Annotated in this window: 20 protein-coding genes; 11 read left to right on the top strand and 9 right to left on the bottom strand. The window is 75.7% G+C overall.

Annotated features, from left to right (window positions below; all coding sequences use genetic code 11):
- Window positions 1-929: 929 nt before the first annotated feature.
- Genes ACOJTC_RS22055 through ACOJTC_RS22100 form a run of 10 tightly spaced genes read left to right on the top strand, consistent with a single transcriptional unit; the run spans window position 930 to window position 9,785 of the window.
- Window positions 930-1,157, top strand: coding sequence for a hypothetical protein (locus ACOJTC_RS22055; RefSeq protein WP_420118299.1), 228 nt, complete (start codon window positions 930-932; stop codon window positions 1,155-1,157).
- On the top strand, window positions 1,157-1,951 hold the full coding sequence (locus ACOJTC_RS22060; RefSeq protein ID WP_420118300.1) for a hypothetical protein: 795 nt from the start codon (window positions 1,157-1,159) through the stop codon (window positions 1,949-1,951). The genes ACOJTC_RS22055 and ACOJTC_RS22060 overlap by 1 nt, the downstream gene beginning before the upstream one ends.
- Window positions 1,948-3,534 carry a phage baseplate assembly protein V gene (locus tag ACOJTC_RS22065; RefSeq protein ID WP_420118301.1) on the top strand — a complete coding sequence of 529 codons (1,587 nt, stop codon included), beginning with the start codon at window positions 1,948-1,950 and terminating at the stop codon, window positions 3,532-3,534. The genes ACOJTC_RS22060 and ACOJTC_RS22065 overlap by 4 nt, the downstream gene beginning before the upstream one ends.
- Window positions 3,534-3,872: a hypothetical protein gene (locus ACOJTC_RS22070; RefSeq protein WP_420118302.1), complete on the top strand. Its 339-nt coding sequence runs from the start codon at window positions 3,534-3,536 to the stop codon at window positions 3,870-3,872. Before ACOJTC_RS22065 ends, ACOJTC_RS22070 begins: the two co-directional genes overlap by 1 nt.
- Window positions 3,869-4,345 (top strand): GPW/gp25 family protein, encoded by a 477-nt coding sequence (locus tag ACOJTC_RS22075; RefSeq protein ID WP_420118303.1) that lies wholly within the window; start codon window positions 3,869-3,871, stop codon window positions 4,343-4,345. Before ACOJTC_RS22070 ends, ACOJTC_RS22075 begins: the two co-directional genes overlap by 4 nt.
- Window positions 4,342-6,984 carry a putative baseplate assembly protein gene (locus ACOJTC_RS22080; RefSeq protein ID WP_420118304.1) on the top strand — a complete coding sequence of 881 codons (2,643 nt, stop codon included), beginning with the start codon at window positions 4,342-4,344 and terminating at the stop codon, window positions 6,982-6,984. Before ACOJTC_RS22075 ends, ACOJTC_RS22080 begins: the two co-directional genes overlap by 4 nt.
- The gene (locus ACOJTC_RS22085; protein ID WP_420118305.1) at window positions 6,965-7,597 is read left to right on the top strand and encodes a phage tail protein; all 633 of its coding nucleotides are present in this window, start codon (window positions 6,965-6,967) and stop codon (window positions 7,595-7,597) included. The genes ACOJTC_RS22080 and ACOJTC_RS22085 overlap by 20 nt, the downstream gene beginning before the upstream one ends.
- On the top strand, window positions 7,594-8,526 hold the full coding sequence (locus ACOJTC_RS22090) for a hypothetical protein (RefSeq protein WP_420118306.1): 933 nt from the start codon (window positions 7,594-7,596) through the stop codon (window positions 8,524-8,526). Before ACOJTC_RS22085 ends, ACOJTC_RS22090 begins: the two co-directional genes overlap by 4 nt.
- On the top strand, window positions 8,523-8,978 hold the full coding sequence (locus tag ACOJTC_RS22095) for a hypothetical protein (protein ID WP_420118307.1): 456 nt from the start codon (window positions 8,523-8,525) through the stop codon (window positions 8,976-8,978). Before ACOJTC_RS22090 ends, ACOJTC_RS22095 begins: the two co-directional genes overlap by 4 nt.
- A 57-nt stretch (window positions 8,979-9,035) precedes the next feature.
- Window positions 9,036-9,785, top strand: coding sequence for a hypothetical protein (locus ACOJTC_RS22100; RefSeq protein ID WP_420118308.1), 750 nt, complete (start codon window positions 9,036-9,038; stop codon window positions 9,783-9,785).
- A gap of 151 nt (window positions 9,786-9,936) precedes the next feature.
- Here the strand turns inward: ACOJTC_RS22100 and ACOJTC_RS22105 are convergent, their stop codons facing one another.
- Genes ACOJTC_RS22105 through ACOJTC_RS22115 form a run of 3 tightly spaced genes read right to left on the bottom strand, consistent with a single transcriptional unit; the run spans window position 9,937 to window position 13,057 of the window.
- Window positions 9,937-10,761, bottom strand: coding sequence for a sugar phosphate isomerase/epimerase family protein (locus tag ACOJTC_RS22105; protein WP_420118309.1), 825 nt, complete (start codon window positions 10,759-10,761; stop codon window positions 9,937-9,939).
- Window positions 10,758-11,909 (bottom strand): dihydrodipicolinate synthase family protein, encoded by a 1,152-nt coding sequence (locus ACOJTC_RS22110; protein WP_420118310.1) that lies wholly within the window; start codon window positions 11,907-11,909, stop codon window positions 10,758-10,760. The genes ACOJTC_RS22105 and ACOJTC_RS22110 overlap by 4 nt, the downstream gene beginning before the upstream one ends.
- Window positions 11,906-13,057, bottom strand: a complete 1,152-nt coding sequence (locus tag ACOJTC_RS22115) for a Gfo/Idh/MocA family protein (protein WP_420118311.1) — start codon at window positions 13,055-13,057, stop codon at window positions 11,906-11,908. Before ACOJTC_RS22115 ends, ACOJTC_RS22110 begins: the two co-directional genes overlap by 4 nt.
- A gap of 155 nt (window positions 13,058-13,212) precedes the next feature.
- Between ACOJTC_RS22115 and ACOJTC_RS22120 the strand changes: the two genes are divergently transcribed.
- Complete coding sequence (locus tag ACOJTC_RS22120) at window positions 13,213-14,229, top strand: LacI family DNA-binding transcriptional regulator (RefSeq protein WP_420118322.1); 1,017 nt, start codon at window positions 13,213-13,215, stop codon at window positions 14,227-14,229.
- A gap of 55 nt (window positions 14,230-14,284) precedes the next feature.
- On the opposite strand, the gene ACOJTC_RS22125 is transcribed toward ACOJTC_RS22120, so the two are convergent.
- The 6 genes from ACOJTC_RS22125 to ACOJTC_RS22150 are packed head-to-tail and all read right to left on the bottom strand — an operon-like array spanning window position 14,285 to window position 19,223.
- Entirely contained in the window at window positions 14,285-14,893 is a 609-nt protein-coding gene (locus tag ACOJTC_RS22125) for a bifunctional 4-hydroxy-2-oxoglutarate aldolase/2-dehydro-3-deoxy-phosphogluconate aldolase (RefSeq protein ID WP_357930049.1), read from the bottom strand.
- Window positions 14,890-15,927, bottom strand: a complete 1,038-nt coding sequence (locus tag ACOJTC_RS22130) for a sugar kinase (RefSeq protein WP_420118312.1) — start codon at window positions 15,925-15,927, stop codon at window positions 14,890-14,892. Before ACOJTC_RS22130 ends, ACOJTC_RS22125 begins: the two co-directional genes overlap by 4 nt.
- Entirely contained in the window at window positions 15,924-16,841 is a 918-nt protein-coding gene (locus ACOJTC_RS22135) for a PmoA family protein (RefSeq protein ID WP_420118313.1), read from the bottom strand. Before ACOJTC_RS22135 ends, ACOJTC_RS22130 begins: the two co-directional genes overlap by 4 nt.
- Window positions 16,838-17,470, bottom strand: coding sequence for a hypothetical protein (locus ACOJTC_RS22140; protein WP_420118314.1), 633 nt, complete (start codon window positions 17,468-17,470; stop codon window positions 16,838-16,840). The genes ACOJTC_RS22135 and ACOJTC_RS22140 overlap by 4 nt, the downstream gene beginning before the upstream one ends.
- Window positions 17,467-18,345: a carbohydrate ABC transporter permease gene (locus tag ACOJTC_RS22145; protein ID WP_420118315.1), complete on the bottom strand. Its 879-nt coding sequence runs from the start codon at window positions 18,343-18,345 to the stop codon at window positions 17,467-17,469. The genes ACOJTC_RS22140 and ACOJTC_RS22145 overlap by 4 nt, the downstream gene beginning before the upstream one ends.
- Complete coding sequence (locus ACOJTC_RS22150; protein ID WP_420118323.1) at window positions 18,345-19,223, bottom strand: carbohydrate ABC transporter permease; 879 nt, start codon at window positions 19,221-19,223, stop codon at window positions 18,345-18,347. Before ACOJTC_RS22150 ends, ACOJTC_RS22145 begins: the two co-directional genes overlap by 1 nt.
- Between the last annotated feature and the right edge of the window lie 36 nt (window positions 19,224-19,259).

Raw genomic sequence — 19,259 nt, forward strand, 5'->3', positions numbered from 1 at the left:
AGTCCCCGGCCTACCCGCCCGGCCCCGGTGCCCACACCGCCGACCGGCATCCCGCGCCCCCACCCGTCGAGGTGCCACCGCCCGCCCCCACCCCGCCCACCGGGCCGTGGGGGTCGTCGCCGGTGCCGGACCCGGTGACCGGCACCCACCTCCCCCGACCCGCCGGCCCGTCCGACGTCACCGCGACCTCCGCGTCGGCCGGTCGCCCCGCACACCCGACACGGGCGCACGCCCCGGAGCCGATGACGGCACACCCGCCCTCGGCGCACGGCCCCGACCAGGCGTCGGCGCACCACCCGCACCCGCCTTCGGCGCACGGTGCCGACCAGTCGACGCCCCACCGCCCGGGCCCGGCGACGGTTGACCGGCCCGGCCCGGGAGCACCGTCTGCTCCGGTGGCGGCGCGTCCCGGTCCGGGGTGGACGGCAGGTGCCGGGCTCGGGTGGCTGCTGCGATCGGGCCGGCGACGGACCACCCCACCCCGCCCCCCGACGGCGGGAACCGGCCCGGAGCCCGCGACGGAAGGCGGTGCGGAACTGGTCACGGGAACCGGTGCGGACCCGACGACGGGGGTCCACCCGGAGCAGGCGGTGGAGACCGGCCCGAGGGCGGGGACGGGACGTGACCCGGAGCGGGGAGCCGCATCCGGGGCAGGGGCACCTGATCTCCGCAGCGGGGCAGGGCACTGGCCGCCTCCCGACGCCGGCCGGGATCCGCGCACGCACCCGCCGGCCGGCGCGCGGTACCGGGCGTCCGAGTTACCGCCACCGGCCTGGCCGGACCACCACGCCCCCGGCCGTCCGGTCCCACCGGACGGCCTGACGGATGCCGGCACCAGCTCCGGTCGACGCCCGGCCGCTGGTCGCCGCACCGGAGGGAGGGCGTCCGACGCAGCGTCGGCGGCCGGCACCGACGCCCGGCGGACCACCGTGACCCGCTGGCCGCACGACGACCCGCCCTCGGCCGGCGACCCGTGGCCGACGCTGCCCGACGCCGGCCCGACCGGGGCGGGAGCGGCCGGAGCGCACGGGTCGGGACCGGTGGGGGCCGACCCGTGGCCGGCGCTGCCCGACGACGGGGCGTGGCGAGGGCCGACGGGCACCGCCCGCGACGACGCCCGGTACGCCCGGCTCGACGCCGAACAGCGGGGGTACTGATGGAACGGGTCGCCTTCCTGGTCGACGAGTCCGGCGTCCGCGTCGACTGCCTGCTCAATCCGCAGACCGTGCAGGTCACCCGGGTCGCCGGGGTACGACCGCGGGGCAGCGCCGAGGGTCGGCTCACCGGGATCGGGCTGGCCGACGACCCGCTGGCCTTCACCGGTGGCGGGCGTACCGAACTGGTGCTGGACCTGCTCTTCGACACCGACCTGGTGGAGGGGCCGAACCGGCCCGGGGACGTGCGCACCCTCACCCGGCCGCTGTGGATGCTGGCCGAGAACTCCGCCGTGGCGCACGGCTGGCAGCGTCCGCCGCTGGTCCGGCTGGTCTGGGGCAAGACGTGGAACGTGCCCGGCGTGGTGGTGGCCGTCGCCGAACGGTTCGACGTGTTCACCCGCACCGGCTCGCCCCGCCGCTCGTGGCTGCGGATGAAGCTGTTGCGGGTGGCCGAGTCGGCCGACGAGGCGCAGCAGGGCTTCGCCGAGGAGTTGGCCGCCGCCACCGCGCCCGGGACGCCCCCGGGGCAGGCGGTGGTGGCGGCCGGGGACGGTGCGGCCACGCCCGGCTACTCCGGGGTCCGGTTCGACCTGCTCGCCCACGACGCGCTCGGCTCGCCGCTGCGCTGGCGGCTGCTCGCCGAGCACAACCGGATCACCGACCCGTTCGCCGTGCCGGCCGGCACCGCCCTCGCGGTGCCCCCGCCCACCGTGCCGCCGCAGCCCGCCGGGGCGTCCCCGGTGGAAGGCGTGGGCGGGACCGGCCCGGAGCAGGCCGGCGGGGGTGTGCGGTGAGTGCCCACCCGTCGGTGTTCCTCGACGGCGTGCCGCTGGGCGGGGCGGCGGACCGGCGGATCCGGTCGGTCCGGGTGGCGGCCCGCCTCGACCAGCCGACCCAGTGCGAGGTGGTGCACGAAGCCGATCCGGGCCCGGGGGCGCGGGGTCCCGGTCCCGGCCCGGCGGTGCCGACCGGCGCGACGCTCGACGTCCGGCTCGGCGACGACCTGCTGTTCACCGGTGAGGTCACCTGCGTCGAGGTGGAGTACGCCGCCGACGGCACCGCCCTGTTCCGCTGGCTCGGCTACGACCTGCTGCACCGGCTGCGCAAGCGGCAGCAGCTCCGGGTCTTCGAGGCGGTCACCGCCGCCGACCTGGCCCGGGAGCTGTGCGGCGCGGTGGGGCTCGGCGTCGACGCCGAGGTCGACGGGCCCCGGCTGGACCGGTTGCTCCAGCACCGGCACAGCGACCTGGAGCTGCTGCGGGAGGTGGCCGGCCGGGCCGGCCTGCACCTGGCCGTCGAGGGTGACCGGGTACGGCTGGTCACGTTGGACGGTCACGGGGAGCCGGTGCCGCTGACCCTGGGCCGGACGCTGCACTCGGTGCGGTTGGCCGCCAACCTGGACCGGGCCGCCGGGGGCAGCGCCGCGCTGGGCTGGCATCCGCAGCGGGCCGAGCCGCTCGGCCATCGGGTGGACGCCGCGCGCAGCGGCCGGCGGGTGCCGTTGCGTCCGGACCCGGCGGCGGTCGGCGCGGACGGCGTGCGGACCGTGCTGGACCAGCCGGGACGCGGCGACGACGAGTTGGCCGCGCTCGCCCAGGCCGGCCTGGACGACCGGGTGGCCGCGCTGGTCACCGCCGAGGGCGTCGCCGAGGGTGACCCGGCGTTGCGTCCCGGCCGCCGGGTCGCGGTGGCCGGGGTGACGGAGGATCTGGCCGGGGTGTACGTCCTCACCGAGGTGGTGCACACCGTCGACGCCAGCGGCCACCTCACCCGGTTCGCCACCGCCCCGCCGCCCTCCCCGCCGCGCGTCGCGGCCGGCGGGGCGGTGGTCACCCTCGGGGTGGTCACCGCCGTCGATGACCCGGAGCGGCTCGGCCGGGTCCGGGTGCGGCTGCCCGGGTACGGCGACCTGGACGCCGGCTGGCTGGCGGTGCTCTGCCCGGGGGCGGGCCGGGACAAGGGCATCGTGGCGCTGCCCGACCCGGACGACACGGTGCTGCTGGCCCTGCCGGGCGGTGACCCGGTCGCCGGGGTGGTGCTGGGTTCGCTGTTCGGCACCGTCACCCCGTACGACGCGGGGGTGGCCGACGGGCGCGCGGGCCGCTGGTCGGTGCGGACCGGCAGCGGTCAGACCATCGTGGTCGACGACGCGGCGCGGACGCTGCGGCTGGCCACCGACGCCGGCAGTTTCCTGGAGCTGACCCCCGAGCTGACCACCCTGCACGCCGCGACCGACCTGGTGCTGTCCGCGCCGGGCCGGGCGCTGGTGGTGCGGGCCCGCAGCGTCGACTTCCTGCACGCCGACGCGACCGAGGACGAGGCGACCGCCCGCCGGCAGGCCGGCACGCTCGCCCGCGCCCACTCCGGAGGTGCCTGATGCGCTGGATCACCCTCGACTCCCTGATCGCCTGCGACCACGACGGCCGGGTCACCAACCGGGCGTCGCAGGGCTGGCTGACCGTCGCCGGGACGCCGGTGCTGGTCGACGACGACCCGGTGGGGCGGGACATCGTGGCCTGCCCCAACTACGGGCCGACGGTCAAACCGTGCGCGAAGACCCTCGCGGTGCGGGTGGGCTACAGCGACTGGCTGCGGGTCGACGGGCACCGGATCGTCCTGTCGCACCTGGCCGGGTTCACCGACGGCACCCCGCCGAACATGGTCCGGCACACCGTGCACGACGCCCGGCAGCGCCTGGTGGAGGCGGACCGATGAGGGCGTTGCGGTTCGTCGGGGCCGGCTTCGACGCCGGCCGCGCCGGGGGCCTGGCGACGACCGCGACCGGCGGGCTCGCCGTGACCGACGGCGACGAGACGGTACGCCAGGCGTTGTACCTGCTGCTGTCCACCACGCCGGGTGAGCGGCTGATGCGCCCCGGGTACGGCTCCCGGCTGCACCGGCTGGTGTTCGCGCCGAACGACGACACCACCGCCGGGCTGGCCATCCACTACGTGCGGCAGGCGATCCGCCGGTGGGAGCCCCGGATCGAGGTGATCGACGTGGACGCCGGCCCCGATCCGGACGACCCGTGGCGGCTGGTGATCCGGTTGGACTACCGGGTACGGGCCAGCCTCTCCCCCGGTCAGCTGGTCCTCTCCGTCGACCTGCTCCCCGCCGACGCCGACCCGCCCGCGCAACGGGCCGCCGGTCGGTCGACCGGTGGCCGGGTCGAGGGGGACCGGTCATGACGCTGCCCGTGCCGCACCTCGACGACCGCACCTTCCTCGATCTGGTCACCGAGGCCCGGGAACGCATCCGGCAGTCCTGCCCCGGCTGGACCGACCTGTCCGCGCACGATCCGGGCATCGTCCTGCTGGAGGCGTTCGCGCACCTCACCGAGGTGATGATCTTCCGGCTGAACCAGTTGCCGGAGAAGGCGTACGTGCAGTTCCTGAACCTGCTCGGGGTCACCCGGCACGCCCCGACGGCGGCCTGGGCCGACGTGCGGTTCGTCCGGACCGGCGGTGACCGGGCGGCGGTGCGGATCCCGGCGGGCACCCGGGTCGCGGCGGCCCGGGGCGTCGACCCGAGACCCGTCGTCTTCGTCACCACCGAACCGGCGCTGCTGCCGGCGGACGCCGACGAGGTGACCGTCCGGATGCACCACTGTGAACCGGTCGAGGCGGAGCTGCTGGGCGTCGGCACCGGCCAGCCGGGGCAGGCGCTGCGGGCCGCCCGGGCACCGTTGGCGCGTACCGCCGAGGCACGGGACCTGCTGCTCGGGGTGGAGGTGCCGGCCGGGTCGGTGGAGCTGGGCGCGGTGGCCCGGGAACACGAGGGCGCGACGTACGAGGTGTGGCGGCCGGTGGACAGCTTCGCCGGGGTCGGCCCGCAGGCCAAGGTCTACCTGGTGGACCGCTGCTCGGGGCTGGTCACCTTCGCCCCGGCGCTGGACCTGCGCCCGCCCGACGCCGACCCGCCCGGCCCGGGACCGGCCGACGTGGGACCGGCCGGCGCGCTGGCGGGCGGCGGGCCGGTCACCGTCGCGGCGGTGCCGCCGGCCGGGGCCCGGGTGCGACTGTGGTACCGGGCCGGCGGTGGCCGGGCCGGCAACGTCGCCGCCGGCACCCTGACCACCCTGCGGGACCCGCTGCCCGGGGTCCGGGCGGAGAACCCGCAACCGGCAGGTGGCGGACGGGAGCTGGAAAGCCTCGACTCGGCGCTGGTGCGGGGCCCGTACGAGTTCTTCGCCCAGCAGCGGGCGGTCACCGCCCGGGACTTCGAGATCCTCGCCGCCGGCTCCGGCGGGGTGTCCCGGGCGCGGGCGTTCACCCGGGCCGCCGTCTACAGTTTCGCCCGCCCCGGCGAGGTCGAGGTGGTGCTGGTGCCGTACGTGCCGCCGGAGGCCCGCCCGGGTGGCCGGCTGCCGGTGGCGGTGCTGCGCGCGCACGAGGTGGCGGAGTCCCGCCGCCGGGTGGAGGCGGACCTGGACCGACGGCGGGCGTTGGGCACGAGCTGCCGGGCCGGCTGGGCCCGGTACAAGGCGGTGTCGATCCGGGCCCGGGTGGTGGTCCGGCCGGAGGAGGACGTCGAGGCGGTCCGGCGGCGCATCCACGACCGGCTGCACCAGACGCTCAGCCCGCTGCCCACCACGCTGAACCCGACCGGCTGGGCGTTCGGCGAGCCGCTGCGCGCGTCCAACGTGTACCGGATGCTGGAGCACGCCGAGCCGGGGGTGCGCTACGTCGAGTCGGTCCGGTTCGTGGTGGACGAGGCCCCCGACGCGCAGGTCCGCGCCGTCGCCGTCGACCAGTACCAGCCCGGCACCTGGTACGCCGGTCGGGGCCCGGTGCTGTTCCGCTCGTCCAACGCGGGGGTGGGCTGGGAACCGGCGGGCCGGTTCGACGACGACGAGACGGTGGTGCGGGTCGCCCCCGCCCCGGCCCCGGTGCGTCCCGGCGTGCTGGCCCGCCCCGGCGCGGTGGCGGTGGTGACCACCCGGGCGGCGGGCGGCTCCCGGGTGCACCTGAGCACCGACCTCGGCGAGACCTGGGCGGCGCTGACCGGCCTGGACTCGCGGATCACCGACCTGGCCTGGATCGACCGGGACGGCGCGGGCGCGCTGCTGCTGGCCACCGACACCGGCCTGTACGAGGTGTCCCTGCTGCCCGGGGCGGTGCCGTTGCAGATCCTGGTCGACCCGGCCGACGCCGACCGGGGCTTCTACGCCGTCCGGTCGTTCGTCTCGGAGCGCGGTGCGCCGGGGGTGGCGGTCGCGGCGCAGGCGGGTTTCGGGGTGTACCTGTCCACCGCCGGTGGCCGCCCCGGCAGCTTCACCCACGTCGGCCTGGCCAACGTGGACAACCGGGTCCTCGCCGTGCAGTACGACGGCCCGGCCACGCTGCTCTGGGCGGGCGCGGGTGAACCGGACCCGAAGAAACCGGGGCAGGGCTGCCACCGTACCCGGCTGTTCGAGTCCGACGTGAAGTGGCAGCAGGTGCAGGCCGGCTGGGTCGGCGGGACCTGCCGGGACCTCGCCTTCGTCGGCACCCTGGCGGTGGCCGCCACGCAGAGCGGCGGGGTGGTCCGCCTCGACACCCTGGCCGCGCAGCCGCAGTGGCAGCCGGTGGTGGTCAACTGCGGCCTGCCGCTGCGGGACCGGACCCGGTTCGTGCCGGTGGACGCGATCGCCGGGACGGGCGGGAACGGCCGGCTGATCCTGGCCGGCGGCGAACGCGGGGTGTACCGCAGCGGCGACGCCGTCGACTGGACGGCCAGCGCCAACCAGGCCACCGCCGACGTGGTAACCGTCCCCGACACCTGGCTGCTCTGCTCCGGCGAGCACGACATCGAGGTGGTGGGCCACGATGCGCCGGGCCGCGATTGAACGGCTGCTGCCGGCGGCCTACCAGCGGGCCGCCGGGCCGGGCAGCGTCCTGGCCGCGCTGCTGGACGTGATGGAGACGCTGCACGCCCCGGACGAGGCGCTGCTCGCCGACGTGGACGTGCTGTTCGACCCGTACCGCACGCCGGCCGGGTTCGCCGGCTACCTGACCCGCTGGGTGGCGATGGACCACGTGCTCGGCCCGCCCCGGCCGGACGCCCCGCCGCCGCTGCCCGTGGGCCGGCTGCGCGACCTGGTCGCGCACGGCGCGCTGCTGGCCCGCTGGCGGGGCACTCCGTACGGGATGCGGACCGCGCTGGAACTGGCCACCGGGGTCACCGGGTTCGTCCTCGACGAGCCGGCCGACCGGCCGTTCCACCTGGTCGTCCGGGTGCCGCAGGCGGCGGCCGGGCTGCTGACCGTGGTGACCCGGATCGTCGCTGCGGAGAAACCGGCGGCGGTGACCGCCGAGGTCGTCCTCGTCGACGCCCCACCCGCCGGGGACCGTCCCGCCGACGGTGGGCCGGTGTCGTACGGGCCGGCGGTCGGCCGCGCCACCGTGCCCGCCCCGGGCCCCCTTCCCCCGCCCGGACCGTCGCCTGAGGAGCCGTCATGACCACCGAATGGGCCGTCGTCGCCGCCGCCGAGCAGTTCACCCTCGACCCGGCCAACCGGGGCGAGCTGACCTTCACCGTCTCCAACCCCGGCGGCGCGCCGGATACCGTGGTCTTCGACGTCGCGCCGGGCGAGGGCAGCCAACGGGCCTGGTTCACGGTGGCCGAGCCGCAGCGGGTGGTGCCGGGGCAGAACTCCGTGTCGTTCCTGGTCCGGCTGGCGGTGCCGGCCGGCACCCCACCCCGGCGGTACGACATGACCGGCTTCGCCTACTCGGCGAACACCGCGCCGGAGGAGAGTTCCCGCGCCAGCGGCCGGGTGACGTACGAGGTCACCGGGGTCGCCCCGCCCCGGCGGGCCCCGTGGCCGTGGATCGCGGCGGCGGTGGCGCTGGTGGTGCTGGTCGGCGCGGTGGTCGGTTATCTGCTCAGCCGCCCCGACGCCGCCCCGCCACCGGCCGCCGCCCGGGTGGTCACGGTGGAGGCGGAGTCCCTGCTCACCGGGGCGAGGACGGAGTCACCGGCGGGTGCCGCGGTGAAGGTGGTGGAACAGCCGGACTGCTGCGGGCTGGCCTTCTCCGGTGGCCGGCAACTGTTCCTGCAGGGGCTGGCGGTGGGTGACCGGGTCAGCCTCACCGTCACCCTGCCGGCGGACGCCACCTGGTCGTTCGCCGCGTCCCGCACCACCGCGCCGGACTACGCCAACACCATCTGGCAGGTCGACGGGGTGCAGGTGGGCGGCACCTTCCTCGGCTTCTCGAAGCAGCCGGCGCTGCGTGACGTCGAGGACGTCGGCACGGTACGGCTCGGTCGGGGCGCGCACACCCTCACCCTGGTCACGGTCGGCCGGACCCAGGGCACCGAGCGGTACTTCGCCGGGGTGGACCTGGTCCGGTTCACCGAGCTGCCCGCGTCGACGGGCCGGCCGTGAGCGGCCGGCGGAAGCTGCTGCTGGTGGCGGTCGCCGTGCTGCTGGTCGCCGCGTTCGTCGGCGCGCTCGGGATGGGCCGCGCCGGTCGCGGTGACCCGGCCGACGCCGGCGCGCTGGGGTGGCTGGGCCGGCTCGGTGGCGACGGCACCGCCGTGGACCCGGCGACGGTGCGGGCGGACTGCGACCGTACCGGGGACGTGCTCTCCTTCGTCGGCGGCTGCGTGCTGCGGGTGGACGATCCCGGCGGGCTGCGCACCCTGGTGCTGCGCAGCCGGGTGGCCTTCGCGGTCACCGCCCCCGCGCCCGGCGACGCCGACCTGACCGTACGCGACGACGTCACACCCGCCGACGGGGGCGACGCCGTCGCGACGATCGCCGTCGACCGGGCCACCGAGGTCGGCCTGGGCTGCCCGGGAGGTGTCGGGTGCACCGTCACCATCGCCACCTCGTGACCGGGCGTCGGTCGGTGCCCCGGGTCGCGGTGACACCGGTCCGGGAGGTGACCCGGCATGGGTGAGCTGCGCAAGCCGTTCCTGCTGTTGGCGCTGCTGGCGGTGGCGCTGGTGGTGGCGCTGGAACTGGGCTCGTCGCTGCTGACCGGCGGTGGCGACGCGGGCGGGGCGCTGCTGGCCGGTGCCCGGGACCTGGGCGTGGACGTCGGCGAGGTGGGACGGATCAGCGAGCCGTCCGGTCGGGGCACCGGTTACCTGGCGCTGGTCGACGTGGTGGCGCTCTGGAGCACCGGCCTGTTCTGCCTGAGCCTGCTGCTCTCCGAGCGGGTGCAGGGCCGGGTGCAGGGGGTGGCCACCCTGGTCTTCGCCGTCCTGCTGATCCTGGCGTCGCTGGTGCTGCTGGTGACCGTCTTCGTGGAACTGACGGTGATGGTGTCGCTCTTCCTGGCCGTGCCCTTCGGCACGTTGGCCTACCTGGCGCTGTGGGGTTTCTTCCCGGTCGGCGAGGCCAGCCTGCTGCTCGGCCTGGTGCTGGCGTTGAAGCTGGTCTGGGCCGGGCTGCTGCTGCTCGCCCAGCCCCGGTTCCTGCAGAACAAGGGGCTCGTCCTGCTGGCGCTGACCACCCTGGTCTGCACGGTGGTGCTGGAGTTCCTGCACCGGCTGGTCCCGGTGATCCTGGTCAGCATCCTCGACGACGTCGGCGCGCTGGTCTTCGCCGTCGTGGCCCTCGTCTGGGGCCTGGTCCTGCTGGTCGGCTCCGTCCCCGCCATCGTCAAGGCCGTCCGCGCCACCGCCACCGTCCGGTGACTCCGCCGGCCGCCCGGCCGCCGGCACGGTTCGCCGGACCAGCGGGCGGCACGGTGGCGGGCGGCGGGGTGGCTGGTCGCACCGCTGGGGTGCGGCGGGGTGGGAGACGATGTGCCACCGACCGGTACCGCCGTGCCTGCACCCACCAGGCTCAGGACACGTGCCCCCGGTAGGCGTCGATGGTGGCGGCGAGGATGTCCGGGCCGGGGCGGGACCAGAGCGCCGCCTGGAACACCTCGACCTCGACCGGCCCGGTGTACCCGGCGGCGTCGACCGCCTCGCGCAGCCGGCGCAGCTCCACACAGCCCTCACCGGGCAGCGCCCGGCCGAGCAGCGCCCCCTCCGGGAGCGGGGTCACCCAGTCCGCCGCCTGGAACGCGGCGATCCGGTCGCCGGCGCGGGCGATCTGCGTATACACCGTGTCGTCCCACCAGACGTGGTAGGTGTCCACCACCACGCCGACCACGGCGGGGTCGAACCGTTCGGCGATGTCGAGCGCCTGGCCGAGGGTGGCGATCACGCACCGGTCGGCGCTGAACATCGGGTGCAGCGGTTCGATGGCGAGGCGTACCCCGGCGGCCGTGGCCTCGTCGGCGAGCGCGGCGACGGCGTCGGCGACCTGACGGCGGGCCCCGTCGACGTCGCGGCTGCCCGGTGGGAGTCCACCGGAGACCAGCACCAGTTCCCGGGTGCCGAGGGTGGCCGCCTCCTCGATGGCCCGCCGGTTCTCGTCCCACCAGTCGGGGGTGGTGAAGAACCCGCCCCGGCACAGTGAGGTGACGGTCAGCCCGGCGGCGCGGACCAGCCGGGCCGCCCGGTCGAGCCCGTACTCCTGGACGGGTTCCCGCCACAGGCCGATGCCGGGCACCCCGGCCGCAGCGCAGCCGGCGACGGCCGCCTGAAGCGGCCAGTGCTGGGCGGTGGCCTGGTTGAACGAGAACCGTTCCAGCCCCGGTGCCGGCACCACCCCGGTCACTGGGCCACCCCGGCCACGGTGAGGTACGCCCGGGCCCGCGCGGCGGCCAGCTCCGCGTCGGGCAGCAGCCCGGCGGCGTCGGCGAGGACGAGCAGCCGGGCCAGGTGGGCCGGGGAACGGCCGGACTGCTGCCCGGCCAGCATGGTGAAGTGCTCCTGGTGCCCGGCCAGCCAGGCGAGGACCACGATGCCGGTCTTGTAGAACCAGGTGGGCGCGGCGAACAGGTGCCGGGCCAGCGGCAGGGTCGGGGCGAACACCGCGTCGTAACGGTCCAGGTCACCGGCGTCGAGGGCGGACAGCGCGGCGGCGGCGGCCGGCGCGATGGCCGCGAAGACCCCGAGCAGGGCGTCGGAGTGGCCCTGTCCGTCGCCCCGGATCAGTTCCGGGTAGTGGAAGTCGTCGCCGGTGTAGAGGCGTACCCCGGCGGGCAGGCGGCGGCGCAACGCGATCTCCCGGTCGGCGTCGAGCAGGGACACCTTGATCCCGTCGACCTTCCCCTGGTGCTGTTTGATCAGGTGCAGCACCGTCTCGGTGGCCTCGTCCAGGTCGGTCGAGCCCCAGTAGCCGGCCAGCGCCGGGTCGAACATGTCACCGAGCCAGTGCAGCACCACCGGCTGGTCGGCGGCGGTGAGCAGTTCGTCGTACACCCGCAGGTAGTCGTCGGGGCCGGTGGCGGCGGCGGCCAGGTGCCGGCTGCACATCAGCACCGGGCGGGCGCCGGCGGCGGTGACGTCGGCGAGCTGTTCGGCGTACGCCCGGGTCACCTCGGGCACCGTGGCCGGGCCGGGTGGGAGCTGGTCGGTGGCGACCCCGGCGACGATCCGGCCGCCGACCGCGCGGGCCTCGGCGGCGCTGCGCCGGACCAGTTCCCGGGTGGCCGGGTAGTCCAGGCCCGCGCCGCGCTGGGCGGTGTCCATCGCCTCGGCCACCCCCAGCCCGTACGACCAGAGGTGCCGCCGGAAGGCGAGGGTGGTGTCCCAGTCGACGGCGGCCGGGGCGCCCGGGACGTTCTCCGCGCACGGGTCGGCGACGACGTGCGCCGCCGCGTACGCCGTCCGGGTGGTCGACGGGCCGGCGGGGCGCTCGTGGCCCGCGCCCCCGCGCAGCCGGTGCGTGCCGCCGTCGGGCAGCCGGACGACGGCGGTCACCGGGACAGCTCCGGCACCTCGACCCGGCGGCCCTCCCGGGCCGAGCGCAGCCCCAGCTCGGCCAGTTGCACGCCGCGTGCGCCGGCCAGGAAGTCCCAGGTGAACGGGGAACCGGTGACGACGTGCCGCAGGAACGCCTCCCACTGCACCTTGAAGCCGTTGTCGAACTCCTCGTTGTCGGGCACCTCGGTCCACTGCGCCCGGAAGTCCTCGGTGGCGGGCAGGTCCGGGTTCCACACCGGTTTGGGGGTGACCGCCCGGTGCTGGACCCGGCAGCGGCGCAGCCCGGCGACGGCGCTGCCCTCGGTGCCGTCGACGTGGAACTCGACCAGTTCGTCGCGGTGCACCCGGGTGGTCCAGGACGAGTTGAGCGCGGCGATGATCCCGCCGTCGAGTTCGAAGATGCCGTACGCGGCGTCGTCGGCGGTGGCCGGGTAGGGCCGGCCGGCCTCGTCGACGCGCTGCGGGACGTGGGTGGCGGCGACGCAGGTGACCGCCCGGACCGGGGCGAACAGCTCCTCCAGCACGTACTGCCAGTGCGGGACCATGTCCATCACGAGGCCGCCGCCGTCCTCGGCGCGGTAGTTCCAGGACGGACGCTGGGCGGGCTGCCAGTCGCCCTCGAAGACCCAGTAGCCGAACTCGCCCCGGACGGAGAGGATGCGGCCGAAGAACCCGCCGTCGATCAGCCGCGTGAGCTTGCGCAGCCCGGGGAGGAAGAGTTTGTCCTTCACGACGCCGGTGCGGATGCCGGCGGCGTCGGCGGCGCGGACCAGCTCCCACGCACCGGCGCTGGACTCGGCGAGCGGCTTCTCGGTGTAGATGTGCTTGCCGGCGTCGATGGCCTGCCGGATGGCCTTCTCCCGCTGCTGGGTCACCTGGGCGTCGAAGTAGATCTCCGCGTCGTCGCGGGCGAGGGCGGCGGTGAGGTCGGTGGTCCAGTCGGTGAGGCCGTGCCGTTCCGCGACCGCCCGCAGCCGGGTCTCGTCCCGGCCCACCAGGATCGGCTCGGGCCAGATCCGGGTGCCGTCGTCCAGCGCCAGGCCACCCTGCTCACGCAGGGCGAGCAGGGAGCGGACCAGGTGCTGGCGGTAGCCCATCCGACCGGTGACGCCGTTGACGATGATGCCGATCGACCTTCGGGTCATGGTCGTCCTTCCCCTTTGCACATCGCATAGGTAAGCGCTTTCCTAGCAGCCTAGGTGGCAGCTCCACCACGGGCAAGAGGCCGCCGTCGCCCGTTGCGGTAACCTGTCCGCTACCGTGCGGCCCCGACCGGGCCCGGACACTTTCGGGGGTGCCCATGGCGACGCTGGCCGATGTCGCCCGCCGCGCCGGGGTCTCCCCCGCCACCGCCTCCCGGGTGATCAACGGCAGCAGCAAGCCGGTCGCCGACGAGCTGCGCGAACGGGTGCTGCGGGCCGTCGCCGACCTGCGGTACGTGCCCAACGCGCACGCCCAGCTGCTGGCCCGGCCGCAACGCAGCGTGGTCGGCGTGGTGGTGCACGACGTCTCCGACCCGTACTTCGCCGAGCTGACCCGGGGTCTGCAACGGGTCGCCACCGACCACGGCCGGCTGGTCATCATCTGCAACAGCTACCGCGACCCGGAACGCGAACTGGAATACGTGGAGCTGCTGCGCGCCCAGCAGGTCGCCGCGATCGTGCTGGCCGGCTCCGGCTACCACGACGCCACCTTCACCGCCCGGCTCGCCGAGAAGCTGGCCGCCTACGAGGCGACCGGCGGCCGGGTGGCGGTGGTCGGCCGGCACGAACACCCCGGCGACGCGGTGATGCCGGCCAACACCGACGGCGGCCGGCTGCTCGGCGCGGAACTGCTGCGCCGGGGGCACACCCGGATCGGGGTGGTCGCCGGCCCGCAGGTGCTGACCACCATCACCGACCGGCTCGACGGGCTGCGCGCCGCGCTCGCCGAGGGCGGCCACCCGCTGCCCGCCGAACGCGTCAGGTACGCCGACTTCGACCGCGACGGGGGTGCCCGCGCCGCCGGTGACCTGCTCGACGCCTTTCCCGGACTGACCGCGCTGGTGGCGTTGAACGACTCGATGGCCGTCGGCGCGCTGACCCTGCTGCGCGCCCGGGGCGTGCCGGTCCCCGGGCAGGTGTCGGTGGTCGGCTTCGACGACATGCCGGTCGCCGCCGACGTCACCCCGGCGCTGACCACCGTCCGGCTGCCCCTGGTGGAGCTGGGCGCACGGGCGATGACCCTGGCGCTGGGCCCGCCCGCCGACCGGTCCCGGGTCGAGGTGCTGCCGGCCACCCTGGTCGTCCGGGACAGCCTCGGCCCCGCCCCGGCCTGATCCGCCCGCACCGGGCCGGCAGCACGGCGGGTGGGTGGGCGGGGTCGGCACCGGTTCAGGCGGGGGTCGTCGCCAGCTCGGCGAGCCGGTCGATCTGCCGGGGGTCGGACAGCGCCGAACCCACCGCCACCACCCGCACCCCGGCGGCGAGGAAGTCGGCGGCGTTGCCCGCGTCGATCCCCCCGGTCGCCACGAACCGCAGTTCCGGCAGCGGACCGGCCATCGCCTTGAACCACTGTGGACCGAGGCTGGCCGCCGGGAACGCCTTGAGCCAGATCAGCCCGTGGTCGAGCGCGAGCTGCGCCTCGGTGGGGGTGGCCACCCCGGGCAGGTGCGGGATGCCGTAGCTGACCGCCGCGTCGGCCACCGCCAGGTCCAGCCCGGGGGCGACGGTGAACGCCGCGCCGGCGCTGGCGGCCTGCCGTACCTGGGCGGGGGTGCGCACCGTGCCGGCCCCGACCCGGCGGCCCCGGTCCTTGCCGGCCTCCACCGCCGCCCGCAGGGACAGCGTGGCGTCCGGGGTACGGATCGGCACCTCGACCACGTCGATGCCGAGGTTCCAGGCCCGTTCGGCGAGCCGGACGGTCTCCGTCGGCGGCAGGTCCCGCAGGATCACCATCACCCGTGCGGTGCCGAACAGGGGTGCGAAGTCGTGCGCGGTCATCGACCGTTCCTTCCGGTGGCGGGGGTGGGGAGCAGGCCGGCGTCGACCAGGTCCAGGCTCGCCCAGTCCTGCGCCGGCAGCGCGAGGAGCCGATCGGCCAACGCCCGCCGCGGCGGCGGGGCGGTGTCCCCGGCGACGGTCAGGGCGGGGGCCGCGCAGAGGTGCCCGAGCCGCAGACAGCGGTCCAGGTCGAGGCCGCGCAGCAGCCCCGACAGGAGACCGGCGGCGAAGGCGTCACCGGCCCCGACCGGCTCGTGCACCGGCACCCGCAGCGCCGGCACGAAGACGGCCGCCGCGCCGCGGGGCAGCGCGGTGACCCCGACGGCGGCGTCCTTGACCACCACCAGTTCCGGGCCGGGCAGCAGGTCGCGGACGGCGGTCGGCTCGGTGACGCCCCACAGGGTGTGCGCCTCGTCGAGGCCGACCAGGACCACGTCGGCGGCGTCGGCGAGCCCGCGCAGCACCGGCGCGGCGGTCGCCGCCGACCAGAGCCGGGCCCGGTGGTTGACGTCGAAGGTGACCCGGGCGGCGGGTAGCGGCCGGTCGGTGACCGCCCGGCGGACCAGGGCCGCGCAGGACGGCGAGAGGGCGGCGGTCACCCCGGACAGGTGCAGCAGCCGCGCCCCGGCCAGCGCCGGCTCGTCGAGCACCCCCGGGTGCAGGCGGGAGGCCGCGGACCCGGACCGGTAGTAGTGCACGGTCGTGCCGTCGGGCGTCGGGTCCTTGAGGTAGACGCCGGTCGGCGCGGTCGGGTCGACGGTGACCAGGCCGGTGTCCACCCCGGTGGCGGCGACGTGCCGCCGGACCCGCCGGCCGAACGGGTCGTCGCCGACCCGGCTGACCCAGGCCGTCCGGTGGCCGAGGGCGGCGAGCGCGCACGCCACGTTGGATTCCGCGCCGCCGACCGAGACGCCCAACCGGTCGGCCCGGTCCAGCGGACCGGTCGGGTCGGGGCCGAGCACCACCATCGACTCGCCGACGGTGACCACCTCCGGGCCGGGCCCGGCCCCGCCGGTCGGGGCGGCGGCGGTCACTGTGGCTCCGCGGCGGCGAGCAGCGCGGTGACGCCGGCCCGGTCGCGTACCCCGTCGGCGACCAGCACCCGGTGCCGGCCGGTGCGCCGGCCACCGGCGGACACCACGGCCGGCCGGTCGAAGGCGAAGGCCACGCAGACCCCCGGATACATCGCCGTCCGCACGAACCACCGGTCGCCGAGCCCCAGTCCGGTGAAGACCAGGGTGTACGCCCCACCGCCCGGCGCGACCGCGGTGAGCGCGACCCAGCGGGCGGCGCTACCGTTGGCGGCCTGCTCGCCGTCGGCGTCGGCGGTGAACGTCACCGGCTCACCGTCGGCGACGGCCCGCCAGAAGAAGCCGCCGTAGCCGGCCCCGCCGGGCCGCCCGTTGGTGGCCGGGCTGCCCAGGTGGACGTCACGCCCGGCCGGGGCGGTGAGGGTGTAGTCGACGTCGAGCGCCCAGGTGTCCGGGGTCACCGGGCTCGCGGCGAGCCGGCGGTGCTCGGTGAGCAGCACCCCGCCGGCCCGGTCGCGCCACTGCAACGCGTGTGCCAGCCGGTCCGGCGCGCGCTCCCGCCAGTGCGTGTGCGCGATCACGCCGTGGTCGTCGCGCCAGGTGTAGCCGGTGTCCCGGACGTACGTCCGGCCGCCCCACAGGTTGGTGCCGTCGACGTCCTGCACGGCCAGCGACGCCCCGAGGTGCCAGACGTGGTCGGCGGGCAGGGCGTCGGTGACCGGGGTGCCGGCCAGGGTCCGGACCGGGTGCAGGTAGGGCCGGCGGCCGTGCTTCGGGTCCAGGTCGGGGCGCAGCACGTACCGGGCCACCTCGACGTCGCCGAGGCGCAGCCGGGGATCGTCGTCGGCCGGTTCCGGGGCGGCGTGGGTCGGGGCCGGGCCGGGGCCGGCCGGAACGGACTGGGGGTGACCGGTCACGGTGCCTCCATCCGGGCGGTGGGCCGGCGGGCGGCGACCGCGTGCAGGGCGGCCAGCGCGTAGCCGGCCAGGATCGGCACCGCCACCGGGGTGACCAGTATCCCCAACACCCCGGCCACCGCGCAGACCCCGCCGGCCGCCGCCCAGGTCCCCGGCCGGGCCAGGCCGGTCCGGGCGGCGACCCGGGCCGCCGCCCGGAAGCCCCGTCCGCCGGTACGACCGATCGCCACCACGGTCAGCCCGGCGTACCCGGCCAGGGCGGCGGTGACCACGGCGGTGCCGGCCAGCGCGACGCCGCCACCGGGCACCCGGCCGCTGGCCAGCGCGACCAGGTCGACGCCGAGCGCGACGGCGACGGCCAGCCCGACGGCGCTGGCGACCAGCCCGGCGGGCAGGGCCCGACCGAACCGGGACAGCGTGGTGCGCAGGTCCGGCCAACCGCCGAGGGTCAGCCGGTCGTGCACGGCGGCGCTGGCGGTGGCCAGTGCCGGGGCGAGGGTGAGCACCGGCAGCGCGGCCAGCGTCACCGCGAACCCGAGCAGCGCCAGGTCGGTGGCGTCGCGCAGGGTGTCCCGCCAGTCCCGGCGGGCGGGCGGGTCGGCCGGCTCCGCCACCGGTACGGCGGTCATCCCTTCAACCCGCTGGTGTTGATGCCCTCGACCAGCATCCGCTGGAAGGCCAGGAAGAACAGGAACACCGGCAGCAGCGACAGCACCGACATGGCGAACATCGGGCCGACCGCGCTCTGGCTGGTGGAGTCGATGAACAGGGTCAGCGCCACCGGCACGGTGTAGTCGTCCAGGCTGGACAGGAAGACCAGTTGCCGGAAGAAGTCGTTCCAGGTCCAGATGAACGAGAAGATCGCGGTGGTGACCAGCGCCGGGCGGCTCAGCGGCAGGATGACGTGCCGGAAGATGCCGTACGGGCTGGCCCCGTCGATCTTGGCGGCCTCGTCGAGTTCGCGCGGGATGCCCCGCATGAACTGCACCATGAGGAACACGAAGAACGCCTCGGTGGCCAGGAACTGCGGGATGAGCAGCGGCAGGTAGGGCCAGTCCCCGCCGACCAGGCCGAGGCTGCGGAACAGGATGTACTGGGGCACGATCAGCACGTGGCCGGGGAGCAGCAGGGTGCCGATCATGACGGCGAACCAGACGCCCCGCAGCCGGAACCGCAACCGGGCCAGGGCGTACGCGGCGAGCAGGCAGGAGACCGCGTTGCCGACCACGGTCAACAGGCTGACCATGGCGCTGTTGAGGAAGAACGTGCCGAAGCTGAGGTCGAAGTTGCCCCAGCCGGCGGTGTAGTTGCCCGGGGTGAAGCGCTCGGGCAGCAGGCCGATGTTGTTGACGATCTCTTCCTGCGACTTGACCGAGGTGCCCACCATCCACAGCAGCGGGTAGAGCACCACCGCCACGATCACGATCAGCACCAGCAGGCGCACGGCCTGCCGGCCGCCCTGCCGCCGGCCCGGCCGTCGCGTCGTCGAGGTCACCGCCACCATCACTTCTCCCCGTCGGAGTAGTGCACCCAGAACCGCCCGGTGCTGAAGAAGACCACGGTGATCAGGCCGATCGCGAGCAGGAAGACCCAGGCCATCGCGGAGGCGTAGCCCATCTCCAGGTCGGTGAAGCCGGAGATGTAGAGCTTCAGCGTGTACATCAGGGTGGAGTCGACCGGTCCGCCGGTGCCGTTGCTGAGCACGAAGGCGGCGGTGAAGCCCTGGAACCCGTTGATGGTCTCCAGCACCAGGTTGAAGAAGATGACCGGGGAGAGCATCGGCAGGGTGACGTGCCAGAACTGGCGGAACCGGCCGGCACCGTCGACGGAGGCGGCCTCGTACAGCTCGGTGGGGACCTGCTTCAACCCGGCCAGGAAGATCACCATGGGCGCGCCGAACTGCCAGATGGCCAGCACCATCAGGGTCTGCAACGCCCAGTCCGGGTCGCTGACCCAGGGCAGCCCCTCGATGCCGAACAGCGCGAGGAACGAGTTGAACGCGCCGTCCCGGTTGAACATGTTGACCCAGACGATGGCCAGCGCGACGCTGCCGCCGAGCAGGGACGGCAGGTAGAACAGCGCCCGGAACAGGCCCACCCCCCGCCACGCCTTGTTGAGCAGCAGCGCCACCCCGAGGGCGGCGGCCAGCTTCAGCGGCACCGCCACCAGGGCGAAGGTCACCGTCACCCGCACCGCGTGCCAGTACGACGGGTCGTCGGTGAACATCCGCTCGTAGTTGGCCAGGCCCACCCACTGCACCTCGGACAGCGGGGTGAGGATGTCGTAGTTGGTGAAGCTCAGCCAGAGCGAGAGCAGCATGGGGATCGCCGTGACGCCCATCAGTCCGATGAGCCAGGGCGAGAGGAATACGTACCCCGCCAGTCCTTCGGCGTGCCGGTCCGGCCGGGCACCGTGGTG

The organism is Micromonospora sp. (genome assembly GCF_048594385.1).
Taxonomy (GTDB): Bacteria; Actinomycetota; Actinomycetes; order Mycobacteriales; family Micromonosporaceae; genus Micromonospora; species Micromonospora wenchangensis.

Coding starts and splice junctions, on each gene's coding strand:
- ACOJTC_RS22060 (WP_420118300.1), top strand. CDS start 1,157: ATGGAACGGGTCGCCTTCCTGGTCGACGAGTCCGGCGTCCGCGTCGAC.
- ACOJTC_RS22070 (WP_420118302.1), top strand. CDS start 3,534: ATGCGCTGGATCACCCTCGACTCCCTGATCGCCTGCGACCACGACGGC.
- ACOJTC_RS22075 (WP_420118303.1), top strand. CDS start 3,869: ATGAGGGCGTTGCGGTTCGTCGGGGCCGGCTTCGACGCCGGCCGCGCC.
- ACOJTC_RS22080 (WP_420118304.1), top strand. CDS start 4,342: ATGACGCTGCCCGTGCCGCACCTCGACGACCGCACCTTCCTCGATCTG.
- ACOJTC_RS22085 (WP_420118305.1), top strand. CDS start 6,965: ATGCGCCGGGCCGCGATTGAACGGCTGCTGCCGGCGGCCTACCAGCGG.
- ACOJTC_RS22090 (WP_420118306.1), top strand. CDS start 7,594: ATGACCACCGAATGGGCCGTCGTCGCCGCCGCCGAGCAGTTCACCCTC.
- ACOJTC_RS22100 (WP_420118308.1), top strand. CDS start 9,036: ATGGGTGAGCTGCGCAAGCCGTTCCTGCTGTTGGCGCTGCTGGCGGTG.
- ACOJTC_RS22115 (WP_420118311.1), bottom strand. CDS start 13,057: ATGACCCGAAGGTCGATCGGCATCATCGTCAACGGCGTCACCGGTCGG.
- ACOJTC_RS22120 (WP_420118322.1), top strand. CDS start 13,213: ATGGCGACGCTGGCCGATGTCGCCCGCCGCGCCGGGGTCTCCCCCGCC.
- ACOJTC_RS22125 (WP_357930049.1), bottom strand. CDS start 14,893: ATGACCGCGCACGACTTCGCACCCCTGTTCGGCACCGCACGGGTGATG.
- ACOJTC_RS22140 (WP_420118314.1), bottom strand. CDS start 17,470: ATGACCGCCGTACCGGTGGCGGAGCCGGCCGACCCGCCCGCCCGCCGG.
- ACOJTC_RS22145 (WP_420118315.1), bottom strand. CDS start 18,345: ATGGTGGCGGTGACCTCGACGACGCGACGGCCGGGCCGGCGGCAGGGC.